This window comes from Streptococcus australis, assembly GCF_901543175.1.
In the GTDB taxonomy this organism is placed as follows: domain Bacteria; phylum Bacillota; class Bacilli; order Lactobacillales; family Streptococcaceae; genus Streptococcus; species Streptococcus australis_A.
The window spans coordinates 1,504,592-1,520,184 of record NZ_LR594040.1 but is presented as its reverse complement, the minus strand read 5'-3'; the positions used below and the strand labels follow the sequence as shown (position 1 = coordinate 1,520,184).

General features: G+C 43.9%; 8 protein-coding genes, 20 tRNA genes, 3 rRNA genes and 1 pseudogene. 28 read left to right on the top strand and 4 right to left on the bottom strand.

Annotated features, from left to right (window positions below; translation table 11 throughout):
* The first annotated feature begins 140 nt into the window (after positions 1 to 140).
* The 3 genes from groES to FGK98_RS07830 all read left to right on the top strand — a co-directional run bounded on the left by groES (position 141) and on the right by FGK98_RS07830 (position 2,969).
* The gene (groES, locus tag FGK98_RS07840; protein WP_009730535.1) at positions 141 to 425 is read left to right on the top strand and encodes a co-chaperone GroES; all 285 of its coding nucleotides are present in this window, start codon (positions 141 to 143) and stop codon (positions 423 to 425) included.
* A gap of 15 nt (positions 426 to 440) precedes the next feature.
* Complete coding sequence (gene groL / locus FGK98_RS07835) at positions 441 to 2,063, top strand: chaperonin GroEL (RefSeq protein ID WP_138100720.1); 1,623 nt, start codon at positions 441 to 443, stop codon at positions 2,061 to 2,063.
* A gap of 138 nt (positions 2,064 to 2,201) precedes the next feature.
* Positions 2,202 to 2,969 carry an epoxyqueuosine reductase QueH gene (locus tag FGK98_RS07830; RefSeq protein WP_138100719.1) on the top strand — a complete coding sequence of 256 codons (768 nt, stop codon included), beginning with the start codon at positions 2,202 to 2,204 and terminating at the stop codon, positions 2,967 to 2,969.
* A 70-nt stretch (positions 2,970 to 3,039) separates the two neighbouring features.
* Here FGK98_RS07830 and ntdP read toward each other — a convergent pair whose 3' ends face one another.
* From ntdP to FGK98_RS07815, 3 genes are all read right to left on the bottom strand, one after another.
* Entirely contained in the window at positions 3,040 to 3,573 is a 534-nt protein-coding gene (gene ntdP / locus FGK98_RS07825) for a nucleoside tri-diphosphate phosphatase (RefSeq protein WP_000775318.1), read from the bottom strand.
* Between the two features lie 88 nt (positions 3,574 to 3,661).
* Positions 3,662 to 4,438 (bottom strand): recombination regulator RecX, encoded by a 777-nt coding sequence (gene recX / locus FGK98_RS07820; protein WP_138100718.1) that lies wholly within the window; start codon positions 4,436 to 4,438, stop codon positions 3,662 to 3,664.
* A 10-nt stretch (positions 4,439 to 4,448) separates the two neighbouring features.
* Positions 4,449 to 5,225: an aminoglycoside 3'-phosphotransferase gene (locus tag FGK98_RS07815; RefSeq protein ID WP_138100717.1), complete on the bottom strand. Its 777-nt coding sequence runs from the start codon at positions 5,223 to 5,225 to the stop codon at positions 4,449 to 4,451.
* Between the two features lie 55 nt (positions 5,226 to 5,280).
* Between FGK98_RS07815 and rlmD the strand changes: the two genes are divergently transcribed.
* From rlmD to FGK98_RS07690, 24 genes are all read left to right on the top strand, one after another.
* A complete protein-coding gene (rlmD, locus tag FGK98_RS07810; protein WP_138100716.1) occupies positions 5,281 to 6,642 on the top strand; it encodes a 23S rRNA (uracil(1939)-C(5))-methyltransferase RlmD in 1,362 nt (453 codons plus the stop codon).
* 152 nt (positions 6,643 to 6,794) lie between these two features.
* Positions 6,795 to 6,866, top strand: a tRNA-Glu gene (locus FGK98_RS07805).
* 232 nt (positions 6,867 to 7,098) lie between these two features.
* Positions 7,099 to 8,647, top strand: a 16S ribosomal RNA gene (locus FGK98_RS07795).
* Positions 8,648 to 8,698: 51 nt separating this feature from the next.
* Positions 8,699 to 8,771 (top strand) — tRNA-Ala (locus FGK98_RS07790).
* Between the two features lie 129 nt (positions 8,772 to 8,900).
* A 23S ribosomal RNA gene (locus tag FGK98_RS07785) occupies positions 8,901 to 11,802 on the top strand.
* 76 nt (positions 11,803 to 11,878) lie between these two features.
* Positions 11,879 to 11,994 (top strand): 5S ribosomal RNA (rrf, locus tag FGK98_RS07780).
* Together the 16S, 23S and 5S rRNA genes with 20 tRNA genes alongside form the textbook arrangement of a ribosomal RNA operon.
* Positions 11,995 to 12,023: 29 nt before the next feature.
* Positions 12,024 to 12,096, top strand: a tRNA-Val gene (locus FGK98_RS07775).
* Positions 12,097 to 12,098: 2 nt separating this feature from the next.
* Positions 12,099 to 12,171: transfer RNA gene (locus FGK98_RS07770), tRNA-Asp, on the top strand.
* A 22-nt stretch (positions 12,172 to 12,193) separates the two neighbouring features.
* A tRNA-Lys gene (locus FGK98_RS07765) sits at positions 12,194 to 12,266 on the top strand.
* Positions 12,267 to 12,271: 5 nt separating this feature from the next.
* Positions 12,272 to 12,353, top strand: a tRNA-Leu gene (locus FGK98_RS07760).
* A gap of 12 nt (positions 12,354 to 12,365) precedes the next feature.
* Positions 12,366 to 12,438, top strand: a tRNA-Thr gene (locus FGK98_RS07755).
* A gap of 21 nt (positions 12,439 to 12,459) precedes the next feature.
* A tRNA-Gly gene (locus FGK98_RS07750) sits at positions 12,460 to 12,531 on the top strand.
* Between the two features lie 7 nt (positions 12,532 to 12,538).
* A tRNA-Leu gene (locus FGK98_RS07745) sits at positions 12,539 to 12,624 on the top strand.
* Between the two features lie 11 nt (positions 12,625 to 12,635).
* Positions 12,636 to 12,709, top strand: a tRNA-Arg gene (locus tag FGK98_RS07740).
* A 16-nt stretch (positions 12,710 to 12,725) separates the two neighbouring features.
* Positions 12,726 to 12,799, top strand: a tRNA-Pro gene (locus FGK98_RS07735).
* A gap of 5 nt (positions 12,800 to 12,804) precedes the next feature.
* Positions 12,805 to 12,878 (top strand) — tRNA-Met (locus FGK98_RS07730).
* Between the two features lie 13 nt (positions 12,879 to 12,891).
* A tRNA-Ile gene (locus tag FGK98_RS07725) sits at positions 12,892 to 12,965 on the top strand.
* An 11-nt stretch (positions 12,966 to 12,976) separates the two neighbouring features.
* A tRNA-Ser gene (locus FGK98_RS07720) sits at positions 12,977 to 13,066 on the top strand.
* Positions 13,067 to 13,078: 12 nt separating this feature from the next.
* Positions 13,079 to 13,152: transfer RNA gene (locus FGK98_RS07715), tRNA-Met, on the top strand.
* A gap of 3 nt (positions 13,153 to 13,155) precedes the next feature.
* A tRNA-Phe gene (locus tag FGK98_RS07710) sits at positions 13,156 to 13,228 on the top strand.
* A 15-nt stretch (positions 13,229 to 13,243) separates the two neighbouring features.
* A tRNA-Gly gene (locus FGK98_RS07705) sits at positions 13,244 to 13,314 on the top strand.
* A 34-nt stretch (positions 13,315 to 13,348) separates the two neighbouring features.
* Positions 13,349 to 13,422, top strand: a tRNA-Ile gene (locus FGK98_RS07700).
* A gap of 8 nt (positions 13,423 to 13,430) precedes the next feature.
* Positions 13,431 to 13,518, top strand: a tRNA-Ser gene (locus FGK98_RS07695).
* 66 nt (positions 13,519 to 13,584) lie between these two features.
* Positions 13,585 to 13,672 (top strand) — tRNA-Ser (locus FGK98_RS07690).
* A gap of 120 nt (positions 13,673 to 13,792) precedes the next feature.
* Here the strand turns inward: FGK98_RS07690 and FGK98_RS07685 are convergent.
* Positions 13,793 to 14,493, bottom strand: a pseudogene (locus FGK98_RS07685) (transposase); the annotation flags it as partial.
* Positions 14,494 to 15,022: 529 nt separating this feature from the next.
* Here FGK98_RS07685 and FGK98_RS07675 point away from each other — a divergent pair.
* Positions 15,023 to 15,577 (top strand): hypothetical protein, encoded by a 555-nt coding sequence (locus FGK98_RS07675; protein ID WP_241993348.1) that lies wholly within the window; start codon positions 15,023 to 15,025, stop codon positions 15,575 to 15,577.
* Positions 15,578 to 15,593 lie beyond the last annotated feature (16 nt).

Genomic DNA, 15,593 nt, shown 5'->3' with positions numbered 1-15,593 from the left:
AGTCAATCTCAGGCTTTTTATCTTGAGAAATTCAGACTTTTTTCTTGACTATTTCTGACCAAGTGATACAATAGAACTATGATTTAGCACTCAGATATAAAGAGTGCTAATAATATGTATTTCATCATGGAGGAAAGCAAATGTTGAAACCATTAGGAGACCGTGTGGTCTTGAAAATCGAAGAAAAAGAACAAACTGTTGGAGGCTTTGTCCTTGCAGGCTCAGCCCAAGAAAAAACAAAAACAGCTCGTGTTGTAGCTACTGGACAAGGTGTTCGTACCTTGAATGGTGACTTGGTTGCTCCAAGCGTTAAGGCTGGAGACCGTGTCTTAGTTGAAGCCCACGCTGGTATTGATGTCAAAGATGGCGATGAAAAGTATATCATCGTAGGAGAAGCTAACATCTTAGCTATCATTGAAGAATAGAAGGAGAAAGTAAGTATGTCAAAAGAAATTAAATTTTCATCAGATGCCCGTTCAGCTATGGTTCGTGGTGTCGATATCCTTGCAGATACTGTTAAAGTAACCTTGGGACCAAAAGGTCGTAACGTTGTGTTGGAAAAATCATTTGGCTCACCACTCATCACCAATGACGGTGTAACCATTGCTAAAGAAATCGAGTTGGAAGACCATTTTGAAAATATGGGTGCCAAGTTGGTATCAGAAGTCGCTTCGAAAACCAATGATATCGCAGGTGACGGAACGACAACTGCAACTGTCTTGACCCAAGCCATCGTCCGTGAAGGAATCAAAAACGTCACAGCAGGTGCCAATCCAATCGGTATTCGTCGGGGAATTGAAGCAGCGGTTGCCGCAGCTGTAGAAGCCTTGAAAAACAATGCCATCCCAGTTGCCAATAAAGAAGCTATTGCTCAGGTTGCTGCCGTATCTTCTCGTTCTGAAAAAGTCGGTGAATACATCTCTGAAGCCATGGAAAAAGTTGGTAAAGACGGTGTCATCACCATTGAAGAGTCACGTGGGATGGAAACAGAACTTGAAGTTGTGGAAGGTATGCAGTTCGACCGTGGTTACCTTTCACAGTACATGGTGACAGATAGCGAAAAGATGGTGGCTGACCTTGAAAATCCATACATCTTGATTACAGACAAGAAGATTTCCAATATCCAAGAAATCTTGCCACTCCTAGAAAGCATTCTTCAAAGCAATCGTCCACTCTTGATTATTGCAGATGATGTGGATGGTGAGGCTCTTCCAACTCTTGTATTAAACAAGATTCGTGGAACCTTCAATGTGGTAGCAGTTAAGGCTCCTGGTTTTGGTGACCGTCGTAAGGCTATGCTGGAAGACATTGCCATCTTAACAGGTGGAACAGTTATCACTGAAGATCTTGGTCTTGAGTTGAAAGACGCGACGATTGAGGCTCTTGGTCAAGCTGCTAGAGTGACTGTTGACAAAGACAGTACGGTTATTGTAGAAGGTGCGGGTAACCCTGAAGCGATTTCCCACCGAGTTGCTGTTATCAAGTCTCAAATTGAAACCACAACTTCTGAATTTGACCGTGAAAAACTCCAAGAACGCTTGGCGAAATTGTCAGGTGGTGTCGCAGTTATCAAGGTCGGTGCTGCAACTGAAACTGAGTTGAAAGAAATGAAACTCCGCATTGAAGATGCCCTCAACGCTACTCGAGCTGCAGTGGAGGAAGGAATTGTTGCAGGTGGTGGAGCTGCTCTTGTCAATGTGATTCCAGCTGTTGCTGCCTTGGAATTGACAGGTGATGAAGCAACAGGACGTAGTATCGTTCTCCGCGCCTTGGAAGAACCTGTTCGTCAAATCGCCCACAATGCAGGATTTGAAGGGTCTATCGTCATCGATCGCTTGAAGAATGCTGAGCTTGGTACAGGCTTCAACGCAGCAACTGGTGAGTGGGTTAATATGATTGATCAAGGAATCATCGATCCAGTTAAGGTTAGTCGTTCTGCCCTTCAAAATGCAGCATCTGTAGCCAGCTTGATTTTGACAACAGAAGCAGTCGTAGCCAATAAACCAGAACCAGTAGCCCCAGCTCCAGCCATGGATCCAAGCATGATGGGTGGAATGATGTAAGCAGTTTATACTAAGCAATTCATAAAAAACACAAAAGGAGGGAATGAGCATCCCTCCTTTTATCGCTTCCTTTTTATAAAATAGATTTGAGCTCTCCTAACTTATATGATAAAATAAGACTAGAAGAAGGAGAAGAACATGATCGATGTAGAAGAAATTCTGAGCAAGATGAATCCCAATCAGAAGATTAATTATGACCGTGTCATGCAGAAAATGGTTCAGGTTTGGGAAAAAAATGAGCAACGTCCAACTATTCTCATGCATGTTTGCTGTGCTCCTTGTAGTACCTACACCCTCGAGTATCTAACAAAGTATGCAGATGTGACCATCTATTTTGCCAATTCCAATATTCATCCTAAGGCAGAATACCACAAGCGGGCTTATGTCACCCAAAAATTTGTCAGTGATTTTAATGAGCGAACAGGCAATACGGTTCAGTACCTTGAAGCTCCCTACGAACCAAATGAATACCGTCAGTTAGTCAGAGGACTGGAAGAAGAACCTGAAGGTGGCGACCGTTGCAAGGTTTGTTTTGATTACCGTCTGGACAAAACAGCGCAAGTGGCTATGGACTTGGGCTTTGACTATTTTGGTTCAGCCTTGACCATCAGTCCCCATAAGAATTCTCAAACCATCAATAGCATCGGAATTGATGTGCAAAAGATTTATACGACCCACTATCTTCCAAGTGATTTCAAGAAAAATCAAGGCTACAAGCGTTCGGTGGAGATGTGCGAGGAGTATGATATTTATCGTCAATGTTATTGTGGATGTGTCTATGCAGCTCAAGCCCAGAACATTGATCTTGTTCAGGTTAAGAAGGATGCCACGGCTTTCTTGTTGGATAAGGATGTTGAAAAAGACTATTCCCACATCAAGTTTACTGTTACTAAATTAGATATATAGAAACCAACCCAGCTGTAAAGCTGGGTTTTTCAAATAAAAAAACCAGGGCTTTCACCCCAGTTTGACAACTTTACCGATTCTTTAGTTCTATGTAGCGTTTGTACCAAATGTTGACATAGGCCTCTGAGAAAGGACCGCGTCCATTGTTAATCCAATCAACAAGGATTTTAACATGCTCTTTCAAAATATAGTCTAAATCATCAGAATACTTCATTTTGCGTTTATGGCGCTCATACTCTTCAACGTCCAAGAGACGCTTTTCACCATCAGTGAAGACCTTGACATCCAAATCATAATCAATGTATTTCAGTGCTTCCTCATCTAGATAGTAGGGGCTAGCCATATTGCAATAGTAGGAAATTCCATTATCGCGAATCATAGCTATGATATTAAACCAATATTTTTTGTGAAAGTAAACAATAGCCGGTTCTCGAGTCACCCAACGACGACCGTCACTTTCGGTAACAAGTGTGTGGTCGTTGACGCCGATAATGGCGTTCTCTGTTGTTTTTAGTACCATGGTGTCCCGCCAAGTGCGGTGAAGACTCCCATCATGCTTATAACTTTGAATTGTAATAAAGTCGCCTTCTTTTGGAAGTTTCATAACTAACCAACTTTCTACAATTTATAAGTTTATCGTTTACTATTATATCATAAATCGGTCTAATTTTTTTGAATTTTACACGAAAATATTAAAGATATTCTCTGAGAGCGCTGGCTATATCCGAAAAATCATAGCCTTTTCGAGCTAAAAATTGGGTTAAACGCTGTTTAAGTTCGTATCCTTCATACTTACGAGCGTATTTCGGATATTGTTTGTCTAGTTCTTTAAAAATGAGTTTTTGAGTCGTTTCTTGGTCGACTTGACTGTCCAAGTCCTCAAAGGCACTTTTAGCATCAGAATAGGAGAATCCTTTGTTAGTCAAGTTTTGAATGATTTTATCTTGCAAGGCACGAGCTGGAAGTTTTCCGGTGTATTTTTTAAGCAGTTTCTCAGCTACACGTTGAGCAACTTCTGTAAAATCAAAATCCTTTGACACATCTTCGATGGTTGATTTAGCAATCCCCTTTTGAGCTAATTTCTGAGTCAGTACATAAGGGCCCTTGTCTCCTGAAAGTTGATTAGCATTGATGATAGAGTAGGCATACTGATGATCATTAATCAAGTTATCCTCTTTAAGGTTAGCGATAACTTGACTAGCGATTGTATCTTCAATATCATACTTTTTCAGATACTCTCGCACTTCCTTTTCAGTACGAGCCTTGAAGGATAAGTGGTAGAGGGCTAGATTCTTTCCATAGGAGAATTGTGCAAAGTCCTGAATCTCTTTTAATTTTTCTTCGCTTATCATCTTATCTCTTGATAACATAAAACGAACAATCGTGTCTTCGGTGATATAGCATTTTTCGTCATTATCAAGCTCCATCAGATAGAGTCGTTTTTTCTTTTCAAGTTTTGTGATTTTCATGGTTTTCCTTTTATCCAAACGCTTCAAAGGCAGCAACTAGTCGAAGTTTATTTATATCAACCTGTTCTCTTCCGTAATAGTCAAGAAATAGTTCAGCATATTTAGGGTTATGTAGATTATAGTTGAGGGACCAAACTGCCCAAAAGAGATCGATATGTCGGTCACTGAAATCAGCTAAGCCAAGGTCAATAAAGCAAGAGAAGTGGTCAGCATCTTTTAGAATAATGTTTGGTAGACAGGCGTCCCCGTGAATAAAGGCATTTGTTTCTAAAAGGTGTCCTTGCTCTTGAATGAGTCGAAAAGCCTCTTCGCGACTGTTAATCTGAAATTGTGGTAGGAGCGCCTTGGCATAGAACTCGCCTTTTTCATAGTTTTTCAAGGCTCTGTCTTTATAGGTTTGTAAATGATTTTCTGATGGAAAATTTTTCGAATATAAGCTGTGAAGCTTTTTGAGAGCCTCTGCCATGGTTTGACAGATTGTCTCTGGCTGGTCTAAAAAAGCGAGAGCATCATGACCAATAGCCTCTTTAGTCAGGAGGTAGTCTTTATCCGTAGATAGATAGTGGATGACTGGAGTTCCTATTCCCTCTTGTTCAAACCAACTTGCAATTCTAGCTTCTCGCTCTAATCTTCCCTTTTGATCAATTTTCAAATAGTAACCTGAATCAAGATAGAGAACCGTTGCGCCTGAATGAGAAGAGCTGTCAGAAAGGGTTGCTCCCTCTATATAAGTTCGTAATTGCTCAGGGAAATCCAATGGGGAAAAATAAGATGTCTTTGTATTCATGGTTTTATTGTAACATATTCTTAACCATTGAGAAACTACGTGGTATAATAGACTTATGAGTCTTAAAGTCAAACAAAAAATTCCATTAAAAATCAAGCGCATGGGGATAAACGGGGAAGGTATTGGTTTTTATCAGAAAACCCTCGTTTTTGTGCCAGGAGCCCTCAAGGGAGAAGATATCTATTGTCAGGTTACTTCTATTAAACGCAACTTTGTTGAAGCAAAATTACTCAAAGTAAATAAAAAGTCCAAGTTTCGAGTTGTACCAGCATGTACGATTTATAATGAATGTGGTGGTTGCCAAATCATGCACCTTCACTATGATAAACAGTTAGAGTTTAAAACAGACTTACTTTATCAAGCTCTGAAGAAATTCGCCCCAGAAGGATATGAAAACTATGAAATTCGTCCAACTATCGGAATGCAGGAACCAAAGTACTACCGTGCTAAGTTGCAATTTCAGACTCGAAAATTTAAAAGTCAGGTCAAGGCAGGTTTGTATGCACAAAACTCTCATTACCTTGTCGAGTTGAAAGACTGCTTGGTGCAAGATAAGGAAACCCAAGTGATCGCGAATCGCCTAGCTGAGCTTCTCACTTACCATCAAATCCCCATCACCGATGAGAGAAAAACGCTAGGTGTCCGCACCATCATGGTACGTCGAGCGAGAAAAACTGGACAAGTCCAGATTATCATCGTCACAAATCGCCAGATTAATTTAAATCAACTAGTCAAAGACCTAGTCAAGGATTTTCCAGAAGTCGTCACAGTCGCGGTCAATACAAATACAGCAAAAACAAGTGAAATCTATGGTGAAAAGACGGAAATTATCTGGGGCCAGGAGAGTATTCAAGAAGGAGTACTCGACTACGAGTTTTCTCTTTCCCCGCGAGCCTTCTATCAACTCAATCCTGAGCAGACAGAAATTCTCTATAGAGAAGCAGTCAAGGCTCTGGATGTTAGCAAAGAGGATCATTTGATTGATGCTTATTGTGGAGTCGGGACAATTGGTTTCGCATTCGCGAAGAAGGTCAAGAGTCTCAGAGGGATGGATATTATTCCAGAAGCCATTGAAGATGCCAAGCGAAATGCGCAAAAAATGGGATTTGACAATACCCATTACGAGGCTGGTACAGCTGAAGAGATTATTCCCCGCTGGTATCAAGAGGGTTATAGGGCGGATGCACTGATAGTTGACCCTCCTCGGACGGGTTTAGACGACAAGTTATTAGATACCATCCTAACCTATGTACCTGAAAAAATGGTCTATGTATCTTGTAATGTTTCGACATTAGCGCGAGACTTGGTGAAACTTGTAAAGGTATACGATCTTCACTACATTCAGTCAGTTGATATGTTTCCCCACACCGCAAGAACTGAAGCAGTTGTGAAGCTGGTGAAACGAAAAAACTTGTAAGTTCTTTGTGGGAGATTAAAAAACTATAATAGTAATGTTTAGAATAACCTCTTCAAAAAATATAGGTGCGAAAATAAAAAATAAAGCTAATTTCAAAAAGTCCTTGACAAAGTAGGAAAAGTAGGTATAATAGAAAGAGTTGAAAAGCTCAAGGTCCGTTGGTCAAGGGGTTAAGACACCGCCTTTTCACGGCGGTAACACGGGTTCGAATCCCGTACGGACTATGGGTATATCGCAGGGATGAAAAAAGTAAAAAAAGTTTCAAAAAAGTGTTGACATCGGTGAACAGCTGTGATATACTAATATAGTTGTCGCTTGAGAGAAAGAGTGACAAAGACCTTTGAAAACTGAACAAGACGAACCAATGTGCAGGGCACTACAACTAAGGTTGTAGTACTGAACAATGAAAAAAAACAATAAATCTGTCAGTGACAGAAATGAGTGAGAACTCAAACTTTTAATGAGAGTTTGATCCTGGCTCAGGACGAACGCTGGCGGCGTGCCTAATACATGCAAGTAGAACGCTGAAGCTTGGTGCTTGCACCGAGCGGATGAGTTGCGAACGGGTGAGTAACGCGTAGGTAACCTGCCTGGTAGCGGGGGATAACTATTGGAAACGATAGCTAATACCGCATAAGACATTTTACTGCATGGTAAGATGTTAAAAGGTGCAACTGCACCACTACCAGATGGACCTGCGTTGTATTAGCTAGTTGGTGGGGTAACGGCTCACCAAGGCGACGATACATAGCCGACCTGAGAGGGTGATCGGCCACACTGGGACTGAGACACGGCCCAGACTCCTACGGGAGGCAGCAGTAGGGAATCTTCGGCAATGGACGGAAGTCTGACCGAGCAACGCCGCGTGAGTGAAGAAGGTTTTCGGATCGTAAAGCTCTGTTGTAAGAGAAGAACGAGTGTGAGAGTGGAAAGTTCACACTGTGACGGTATCTTACCAGAAAGGGACGGCTAACTACGTGCCAGCAGCCGCGGTAATACGTAGGTCCCGAGCGTTGTCCGGATTTATTGGGCGTAAAGCGAGCGCAGGCGGTTAGATAAGTCTGAAGTTAAAGGCTGTGGCTTAACCATAGTACGCTTTGGAAACTGTTTAACTTGAGTGCAAGAGGGGAGAGTGGAATTCCATGTGTAGCGGTGAAATGCGTAGATATATGGAGGAACACCGGTGGCGAAAGCGGCTCTCTGGCTTGTAACTGACGCTGAGGCTCGAAAGCGTGGGGAGCAAACAGGATTAGATACCCTGGTAGTCCACGCCGTAAACGATGAGTGCTAGGTGTTAGACCCTTTCCGGGGTTTAGTGCCGCAGCTAACGCATTAAGCACTCCGCCTGGGGAGTACGACCGCAAGGTTGAAACTCAAAGGAATTGACGGGGGCCCGCACAAGCGGTGGAGCATGTGGTTTAATTCGAAGCAACGCGAAGAACCTTACCAGGTCTTGACATCCCTCTGACCGCTCTAGAGATAGAGTTTTCCTTCGGGACAGAGGTGACAGGTGGTGCATGGTTGTCGTCAGCTCGTGTCGTGAGATGTTGGGTTAAGTCCCGCAACGAGCGCAACCCCTATTGTTAGTTGCCATCATTCAGTTGGGCACTCTAGCGAGACTGCCGGTAATAAACCGGAGGAAGGTGGGGATGACGTCAAATCATCATGCCCCTTATGACCTGGGCTACACACGTGCTACAATGGTTGGTACAACGAGTCGCAAGCCGGTGACGGCAAGCTAATCTCTTAAAGCCAATCTCAGTTCGGATTGTAGGCTGCAACTCGCCTACATGAAGTCGGAATCGCTAGTAATCGCGGATCAGCACGCCGCGGTGAATACGTTCCCGGGCCTTGTACACACCGCCCGTCACACCACGAGAGTTTGTAACACCCGAAGTCGGTGAGGTAACCTTTTAGGAGCCAGCCGCCTAAGGTGGGATAGATGATTGGGGTGAAGTCGTAACAAGGTAGCCGTATCGGAAGGTGCGGCTGGATCACCTCCTTTCTAAGGATAAGGAACTGCACATTGGTCTTGTTTAGTCTTGAGAGGTCTTGTGGGGCCTTAGCTCAGCTGGGAGAGCGCCTGCTTTGCACGCAGGAGGTCAGCGGTTCGATCCCGCTAGGCTCCATTGGTGAGAGATCACCAAGTAATGCACATTGAAAATTGAATATCTATATCAAATAGTAACAAGAAAATAAACCGAAACGCTGTAAGTATTTAATGAGTTTTCTAATTTTTGAAAAAATTAGGTTAATAAGGTTAAGTTAATAAGGGCGCACGGTGGATGCCTTGGCACTAGGAGCCGAAGAAGGACGTGACAAACGACGATATGCCTTGGGTAGCTGTAAGTAAGCGATGATCCAGGGATTTCCGAATGGGGGAACCCAACAGGTACTACCTGTTACCTACATCTGTTAAGGATGTGAGGAGGAAGACGCAGTGAACTGAAACATCTAAGTAGCTGCAGGAAGAGAAAGCAAAAGCGATTGCCTTAGTAGCGGCGAGCGAAACGGCAGGAGGGCAAACCGAAGAGTTTACTCTTCGGGGTTGTAGGACTGCAATGTGGACTCAAAGATTATAGAAGAATGATTTGGGAAGATCAGCCAAAGAGAGTAATAGCCTCGTATTTAAAATAGTCTTTGTACCTAGCAGTATCCTGAGTACGGCGGGACACGTGAAATCCCGTCGGAATCTGGGAGGACCATCTCCCAACCCTAAATACTCCCTAGTGACCGATAGTGAACCAGTACCGTGAGGGAAAGGTGAAAAGCACCCCGGGAGGGGAGTGAAATAGAACCTGAAACCGTGTGCCTACAACAAGTTCGAGCCCGTTAATGGGTGAGAGCGTGCCTTTTGTAGAATGAACCGGCGAGTTACGTTATGATGCGAGGTTAAGTTGAAGAGACGGAGCCGTAGGGAAACCGAGTCTGAATAGGGCGACTTAGTATCATGACGTAGACCCGAAACCATGTGACCTACCCATGAGCAGGTTGAAGGTGCGGTAAGACGCACTGGAGGACCGAACCAGGGCACGTTGAAAAGTGCTTGGATGACTTGTGGGTAGCGGAGAAATTCCAAACGAACTTGGAGATAGCTGGTTCTCTCCGAAATAGCTTTAGGGCTAGCGTCGACATTGAGATTCTTGGAGGTAGAGCACTGTTTGGGTGAGGGGTCCATCCCGGATTACCAATCTCAGATAAACTCCGAATGCCAAAGAATTATGGTCGGCAGTCAGACTGCGAGTGCTAAGATCCGTAGTCGAAAGGGAAACAGCCCAGACCACCAGCTAAGGTCCCAAAATAATTGTTAAGTGGAAAAGGATGTGGGGTTGCACAGACAACTAGGATGTTAGCTTAGAAGCAGCTATTCATTCAAAGAGTGCGTAATAGCTCACTAGTCGAGTGACCCTGCGCCGAAAATGTACCGGGGCTAAAACAATTTACCGAAGCTGTGGATACCTTTATAGGTATGGTAGGAGAGCGTTCTATGTGTGATGAAGGTATACCGTGAGGAGTGCTGGAACGCATAGAAGTGAGAATGCCGGTATGAGTAGCGAAAGACAGGTGAGAATCCTGTCCACCGTAAGACTAAGGTTTCCAGGGGAAGGCTCGTCCGCCCTGGGTTAGTCGGGACCTAAGGAGAGACCGAAAGGTGTATCCGATGGACAACAGGTTGATATTCCTGTACTAGAGTATGTAGTGATGGAGGGACGCAGTAGGCTAACTAAAGCAGACGATTGGAAGAGTCTGTCTAAGCAGTGAGGTGTGATATGAGTCAAATGCTTATATCTGTAACATTGAGCTGTGATGGGGAGCGAAGTTTAGTAGCGAAGTTAGTGACGTCACACTGCCAAGAAAAGCTTCTAGCGTTTAAACATACTCTACCCGTACCGCAAACCGACACAGGTAGTCGAGGCGAGTAGCCTCAGGTGAGCGAGAGAACTCTCGTTAAGGAACTCGGCAAAATGACCCCGTAACTTCGGGAGAAGGGGTGCTGACTTATGTCAGCCGCAGTGAATAGGCCCAAGCAACTGTTTATCAAAAACACAGCTCTCTGCTAAATCGTAAGATGATGTATAGGGGGTGACGCCTGCCCGGTGCTGGAAGGTTAAGAGGAGTGCTTAGGAGTAATCCGAAGGTATGAATTGAAGCCCCAGTAAACGGCGGCCGTAACTATAACGGTCCTAAGGTAGCGAAATTCCTTGTCGGGTAAGTTCCGACCCGCACGAAAGGCGTAATGATTTGGGCACTGTCTCAACGAGAGACTCGGTGAAATTTTAGTACCTGTGAAGATGCAGGTTACCCGCGACAGGACGGAAAGACCCCATGGAGCTTTACTGCAGTTTGATATTGAGTGTCTGTACCACATGTACAGGATAGGTAGGAGTCTATGATTTCGGGACGCCAGTTTCGAAGGAGACGTTGTTGGGATACTACCCTTGTGTTATGGCCACTCTAACCCAGATAGGTTATCCCTATCGGAGACAGTGTCTGACGGGCAGTTTGACTGGGGCGGTCGCCTCCTAAAAGGTAACGGAGGCGCCCAAAGGTTCCCTCAGAATGGTTGGAAATCATTCGCAGAGTGTAAAGGTATAAGGGAGCTTGACTGCGAGAGCTACAACTCGAGCAGGGACGAAAGTCGGGCTTAGTGATCCGGTGGTTCCGTATGGAAGGGCCATCGCTCAACGGATAAAAGCTACCCTGGGGATAACAGGCTTATCTCCCCCAAGAGTTCACATCGACGGGGAGGTTTGGCACCTCGATGTCGGCTCGTCGCATCCTGGGGCTGTAGTCGGTCCCAAGGGTTGGGCTGTTCGCCCATTAAAGCGGCACGCGAGCTGGGTTCAGAACGTCGTGAGACAGTTCGGTCCCTATCCGTCGCGGGCGTAGGAAATTTGAGAGGATCTGCTCCTAGTACGAGAGGACCAGAGTGGACTTACCGCTGGTGTACCAGTTGTCTTGCCAAAGGCATCGCTGGGTAGCTATGTAGGGACGGGATAAACGCTGAAAGCATCTAAGTGTGAAACCCACCTCAAGATGAGATTTCCCATGATTTTATATCAGTAAGAGCCCTGAGAGATGATCAGGTAGATAGGTTAGAAGTGGAAGTGTGGCGACACATGTAGCGGACTAATACTAATAGCTCGAGGACTTATCCAAAGTAACTGAGGATACGAAGCGCGAGGTTTACTTGTAATTTGATAGATATTCAATTTTGAGTAGGTATTACTCAGAGTTAAGTGACGATAGCCTAGGAGATACACCTGTACCCATGCCGAACACAGCAGTTAAGCCCTAGAACGCCGGAAGTAGTTGGGGGTTGCCCCCTGTGAGATATGGAAGTCGCTTAGCAGAATAGGAAGTTTAGAGACTTCCTTTTTGGGAGTTTAGCTCAGCTGGGAGAGCATCTGCCTTACAAGCAGAGGGTCAGCGGTTCGATCCCGTTAACTCCCATAGGTCCCGTAGTGTAGCGGTTATCACGTCGCCCTGTCACGGCGAAGATCGCGGGTTCGATTCCCGTCGGGACCGTAAGATAACGGAAGTTATTTTAGACTCGTTAGCTCAGTTGGTAGAGCAATTGACTTTTAATCAATGGGTCACTGGTTCGAGCCCAGTACGGGTCATATTAGCGGGTTTGGCGGAATTGGCAGACGCACCAGATTTAGGATCTGGCGCTTAACGGCGTGGGGGTTCAAGTCCCTTAACCCGCATAATAGGAATCAGCCGGCTTAGCTCAGTTGGTAGAGCATCTGATTTGTAATCAGAGGGTCGCGTGTTCAAGTCATGTAGCCGGCATTAAAACTAGAAGAGGTCGATGCGAACGTAGTTCAGTGGTAGAACACCACCTTGCCAAGGTGGGGGTCGCGGGTTCGAATCCCGTCGTTCGCTTAGAGAGGCCGGGGTGGCGGAACTGGCAGACGCACAGGACTTAAAATCCTGCGATTGGAAACGATCGTACCGGTTCGATCCCGGTCCTCGGCATATAATAATGGGCACCCTTAGCTCAACTGGATAGAGTACCTGACTACGAATCAGGCGGTTAGAGGTTCGACTCCTCTAGGGTGCATTTTTTCTATTTAACTCGGGAAGTAGCTCAGCTTGGTAGAGTACTTGGTTTGGGACCAAGGTGTCGCAGGTTCGAATCCTGTCTTCCCGATTGATGGCGGTGTAGCTCAGCTGGCTAGAGCGTCCGGTTCATACCCGGGAGGTCGGGGGTTCGATCCCCTTCGCCGCTATAAAGATCTTGTTGGACCTTTAGCTCAGCTGGTTAGAGCTCTCGGCTCATAACCGAGTGGTCGTAGGTTCAAGTCCTACAAGGTCCATTGTATATTTTGGAGGATTACCCAAGTCTGGCTGAAGGGAACGGTCTTGAAAACCGTCAGGCGTGTAAAAGCGTGCGTGGGTTCGAATCCCACATCCTCCTTTTTATTGTTAACGCGGGATGGAGCAGCTCGGTAGCTCGTCGGGCTCATAACCCGAAGGTCGTAGGTTCAAATCCTGCTCCCGCAATTTGGCTCGGTAGCTCAGTTGGTAGAGCAATGGATTGAAGCTCCATGTGTCGGCGGTTCGATTCCGTCTCGCGCCATTTTATAATAGTTATGCGGGTGTAGTTTAGTGGTAAAACTACAGCCTTCCAAGCTGTTGTCGCGAGTTCGATTCTCGTCACCCGCTTTGAACTTTGTTCAAATTACCAAGTTTTTGACTTGGGCGCGTAGCTCAGGTGGTTAGAGCGCACGCCTGATAAGCGTGAGGTCGGTGGTTCGAGTCCACTCGTGCCCATTAAAGTAGGAGAATTACTCAAGAGGCTGAAGAGGACGGTTTGCTAAATCGTTAGGTCGGGTAACTGGCGCGGGGGTTCGAATCCCCCATTCTCCGTATACAGAGATCTGTAACGTGAGTGTGGGGAGATCGTATAAACTTATACCTGTTAATTAATATTTTGGAGAATTACTCAAGAGGCTGAAGAGGACGGTTTGCTAAATCGTTAGGTCGGGTAACTGGCGCGGGGGTTCGAATCCCCCATTCTCCGTGATGTGATTTGAGACTCTTTGTCAACTCTAGTGGGGTGGTGAAAAGTCATATTCTGGAGAGAACCAAATTGGCACTCTCTTTTTTCAGCTCTTTGTCAATTGTAGTGGGTTGAAATCAGCTAAAATCTGGAGAGGGCAATCTTAGTCTCCTCCATTTTTCTGTTAAGAGCGATAACAACCCGTTTCTTAAAGTTGTCAAAGTTTCGAAGGTTAGAGATATTGCGTTTAATGATATGATTGGTTACTTCTAGTTTGACGTTGGATTAAGGCAATTGAAGGGTGTTAATGTTTTTTTCTTTGTCCTTGAGAAAGGTTTGAAAGGCAGCCTGAAAGCGAGGATGGATAAGCTTTAGATTATTTTCAATGAGTTTGAAAGATTTTTCTGTCTCCTTGTTCTGAAAGTGAAAAAGCAAGTGCTGGTAGAAATTATAGTGTTTCTTTAAGTCGGGTGATAAAAGCGTTTATCGCTTAGCTTCTGACTATCTTGTTGGATGGGTTTCTAGTAGCGCTTGATGGTTCTATATTCATGAGATTTTCGGTCAAAGTAATTCATGATTTGCACACGAACACGACTCATAGCACGGCTTAGATGTTGTACAATGTGGAAACGATCGAGGACAATTTTAGCAGAAGGAAAGAGTTTTTTAGTGATGTGGTAGTAAGGGCTAAACATGTCCATTGTAATGACTTTCACTCCATTTCGGACCTGTCTGGAATACCTCAGAAAGTGATTGAGAATAGCCACTTTAGTCCGTCCGTTTAAGATAGCTAGGAACTTATTTGAATCAAAACCTTGTGCAATGAAGCTCAGCGATGATTTCCTTGTAGGTATTCATATTAACGATATGATCTGGATATTAGGGCCTTTTATTCCCAGTAAGTTTGTGATAAAATGTAATTGTTCCATATGATTCTTTCTAATGATGGTTTGGTCGCTTTTCATTATAGATCTTATGGGACTTTTTTTCTACAACAAAATAGGCTCCATAATATCTATAGGGGATTGACCCACTACAAATATTATAGAACCCAACAAAAGAAGTCTCATAATCTCCATAGTTGTTTTGCTCATTACAGAATTATAAAGCTCTATTATCTAATGCTGTTTCAGTAACTTTCATACTAGAAAAAATCATAAATAGACTAGACTTAGTGGTATACTAGAGTTAGGGACTTTAAGTGGCTAGGGGATAATCGAGATGAAAAATGGAGTAAAATTTTATAGTATTTTTTATAGATTTATACTATTTATCTTTGTAGTATTTCTAACTGTGATTTCAATGATCTTAGATGCAAAAAAAGCTCAAATTCGCTTTTTTAACCTATCCTAGATTATTGGGCAAGAGGAGTTGAGGATTGTTACGGTTGCGGTTTTTCTCCTTACTTTTCTTTTATCTTTCCTGTTCAAATGGAAGTGTTTAATCTATGAAACTGGGATTTATCTAAGAAAAATTGATTTATTTATAGCTTGGGATGAGATTAGAGGTCTTAGCCATGTCTGGATTAATGACTATCATCGTAGATCTCATGGTTTCTTTTTCTATAATCGTAAGACGCTGGTTATTTATAGGAAAAATTATCAACCGATTTGCCTTTATAATATTTCATTATTGGCCTTATATGTGGCTAAATGTTATCATCCAAAATTGAAAACCAATATAGTCTCAGCAACGTTAGCAAGTCTCTTCAATATGGCTTTAAATGCATGGTTCTTGTACGAGATGTTGAGTAAAAATTTGGTGAATATAAAAGCTGAAGTATTTATGTTTTGGCTACTTTTGTATGCTGTTAAAGTTTTTGCGTTGCCATTGATTATACTTGGATACGAAAATCACTACAATGGGGTTTCTTTGGCTCATAGCACGGCATATAAAAAGAATGCCTCGAAAGCTATTCACCTGTAAAGTGTTGATAGGAAGT